This window comes from Halobacillus sp. (assembly GCF_049282395.1).
Lineage (GTDB): Bacteria > Bacillota > Bacilli > Bacillales > Halobacillaceae > Halobacillus.
Window position 1 is genome coordinate 1 of sequence record NZ_JBAPTY010000360.1, and the last position, 3,148, is coordinate 3,148.

The window sequence follows — 3,148 nt, forward strand, 5'->3', positions numbered from 1 at the left end:
GGAACTTCTTCTTTCTGACGGACAATTGCGTTGACCAGATTCTCTGAAATAGCAGGAAAATTTTTCTCTCCATTCGTGTAACCATTAAATAAAAACATGTCTGCAACAATAAAGTCTTCCGCTTCCGCAATCGTGTTATTTAACTCCTGAAAAATCTGCCTGTCGTGCACGGTTTCCCCTGATTCATTCTCATAAGTCAGATCGTAAAAAAACTCAATATCATCCATGGAATGAACGTCCCCCTCATAAGACACACCTTCAGGAAGTGCTTTCCAGGATGTATGATAACCAATGGTGATTGAAAGAATAACTATAAATGCCAATATAATCCAAAAGACCTTGCTTTTATGTAAGTTCTTTAGTTTCTTCACGATACTACCCCCCTTTTTAAATACTTTACAGTTTAGCCCTAATCCTTTCGGCTCAAACCTGGTAAATAATAGGTGTATCCACCTAAAAAGCCCTGACTAGAAAGAGGGACTCTAGTCAGGGTTTTATTTATCTTACGATTAACTTGGGACGCTTCACAAAGAGCAGGCTGACAACCAGGGCACTCAGGATAAAGGCAGGGAGCATATAGCCGCCATTGTAGAGCAGAGAATATAACCAAACAGGCTGACCTTCTGGTGCAAATTTCCCGTAAAATATAATACCGGCAATGAAGTGACCGATAAACCTAAGAGAACTGCCAATAAGACAGCCGATAGCTATCCACATGACTAACGACTTTTTATGATCTTCTTTAATCGAATTCCACAGTGGTTTCGCTACCACTCCTGCAAGACCAATGACCGCAAAAGCCAGAATGTAGTCGATCACGGTTTGCATAGGAGTGATAATGATGGCCCCGGTCAGGATCTGATAGAATCCCAGTAACAATCCGGTTAACACTCCGCCTCTCACACCCCAGCGGAAAGCCATAATAAAGACCGGAACCATGGCAAATGATATCGATCCGCCCTGAGCCCACAGTTTAAAGGATAGAAACGGAATAATATCCAGCAAGATGGCAAGGGCTGAGAAAATCGCCACCTCTACCATAAATAATACTCGTCTATTTTGCATTGTATCCTCTCCTTTTAAAGACACAAAAAAAGCAATGCCAAAGGGAAGCTTCCTGATGGAGGATTCCCGACTGCATTGCACCATCAAAAAAGCCGCCATCCCTGCGCCAGTATTAACTGACAGGTTCGAAGGGTCAGAACATCGTTCACTCTCAGCCGGAGGGCTCCCCTTGAAGGCTTTATACCGTTACTTTTCTTGATATTCCATATTATAGTAGTTTTCCGTTAAATCTTCAACTAATCTCTCTTTTACCGAATGGAGATCTGATGGTTACCCCATTGTCTTGGCGTACATCTCAAAGAATTCCAGACTTCGCTCAATAATTAAGTCCTGATCATGATCGAGCGTAGCCACATGGTAGCTGTTTTCTAAATGGACAATTTCTTTATGTTCAGAAAAAACGGAATCAAAGATCATCTCTGAATTATGAGGCGGAACCACATGATCTTCATCCGATACAAAAATTAGAATCGGACAATGTATATCTGACATCCCTTCTTCCACCTGGGTCATTAAGGTAAGCAGCTGATTGACTGAACGTACAGGCGTTCTCTCATAAGCCAGCTCTTCCACTTCCGGATTTTTAATATCGGAGCCAATCGCATCTATAAAACGCTCTTCCATAGCGACCGTTCCTTCCATTGCTGGAATTTTAATAGCCGCATTAATAGGAATGACACCTTTTATGTCTGGGAATTTCTTTGCAATATGAAGAGCTAAAGTACCACCCATGGATAAACCAACCACAAAAATCATGTCGCAACGATTTTTCAGCCAATGATAGCCATCTTCCACTGACTTGATCCAGTCCTCATAAGAGGTGGTTTCCATATCTTCCGGTGTTGTTCCGTGACCTTTTAATCGCGGAGCACAAACGGTGTATCCTTCTTTTGCATAAGCTTCCGCCAGAGGCCTCATGCTTTGAGTCGTGCCGGTAAATCCGTGAGAAATGAGAATTCCTACTTCATTCCCTTCAAAGCGAATCTCCTCAGCTCCTTTTAATACGATGGGTTCTGTCATGCCCAATCTCCCCTTTCATTTCATTCAGTACTGTTACCCAGATTTTGGATTACGAAACTAGGAGGATCGTATTTGGCTCAGAATCAGCTTTTCAAGCCATGCCCAGGGCAGCACCCTTTTCAGGATAATAGTGAACCTGACACCGGGGCCGATCGGGTATCTCAGTCTGGATAAGTGGTCTTTGCCGGCAAGCCTGGTCATGAGCCGGGACACATCACCAGGGTCGCTCCGTCTTCCCTCCTGCATGGCTTTCCAGAGCTCTTTCATGTAATCGGCGTAAGGGGAATCGGGATTGTGGGCCTCCTCAGGAAGCTCCATCCCGGAGGACCAGATATTCGTCTGATAGGACCCTGGCTCAATCAGAGCCACATCAATGCCAAATGGTTTCATCTCGAGCCTCAGACTCTCGGAAAATCCTTCAAGTGCATGCTTGGAAGCAACGTAGGCTGATAATCCCGGAAAGCCTATTAAACCACTCACACTGCTGACATTCATAATCTTTCCGCTTCGCTGCCGCCTCATCACCGGGAGAACGGCTTGCGTTACACGAATGACACCAAAGAGATTCGTTTCAAATTGACGTCGGTACGCTTCTATAGGAACTTGCTCAACAAATCCACCTAAAGCGTATCCGGCATTGTTGACTAATATATCAATTCGTTCTGTTTGCTGCACCCGGTTCTCGAAATCAAACAATGAAAAAGAATCGCTCACGTCAAGCGGCCAGACTTCAATGCGGCGAGTGATGTCTTCATCTATGTCTCCTGAAAAAAATGCCTTAGCTTTATCCATATTTCTCATAGTTGCGATCACGTGAAATCCTCGCTCTGCGCACTTTACGGCTGTTTGAAAACCAAAACCGCTTGAAGCTCCCGTTATTAAAACTGTTTTTTCCATCCAATCGCCTCCTAATCAGCGTCTCTTAGAATTTCTATAAAGCCAACATGTTCCCCTTCTTTTCATAACCCCGTTAAGTATTTGCTAATTTGATAACTTATTCAGCTAAAGAGCCGGTTACTGTAAGACTCAGTTTCGAGATCTTGGGTGGAGAAGGGACTAGGTG

3 protein-coding genes, 1 pseudogene and 1 riboswitch are annotated in these 3,148 nt (G+C 43.9%); all 4 genes and pseudogenes read right to left on the reverse strand.

Annotated elements, in window-relative coordinates:
- Window positions 1-371 (reverse strand): annotated as a pseudogene (locus tag WAM07_RS15220) (phospholipase); the annotation flags it as partial.
- 127 nt (window positions 372-498) lie between these two features.
- Complete coding sequence (gene thiT / locus WAM07_RS15225; protein WP_014642948.1) at window positions 499-1,065, reverse strand: energy-coupled thiamine transporter ThiT; 567 nt, start codon at window positions 1,063-1,065, stop codon at window positions 499-501.
- 81 nt (window positions 1,066-1,146) lie between these two features.
- Window positions 1,147-1,245: riboswitch (TPP riboswitch) on the reverse strand.
- A 90-nt stretch (window positions 1,246-1,335) separates the two neighbouring features.
- Entirely contained in the window at window positions 1,336-2,085 is a 750-nt protein-coding gene (locus tag WAM07_RS15230) for an alpha/beta hydrolase (RefSeq protein WP_422168187.1), read from the reverse strand.
- Between the two features lie 57 nt (window positions 2,086-2,142).
- A complete protein-coding gene (locus WAM07_RS15235) occupies window positions 2,143-2,982 on the reverse strand; it encodes an SDR family oxidoreductase (protein WP_422168189.1) in 840 nt (279 codons plus the stop codon).
- Window positions 2,983-3,148: the final 166 nt, after the last annotated feature.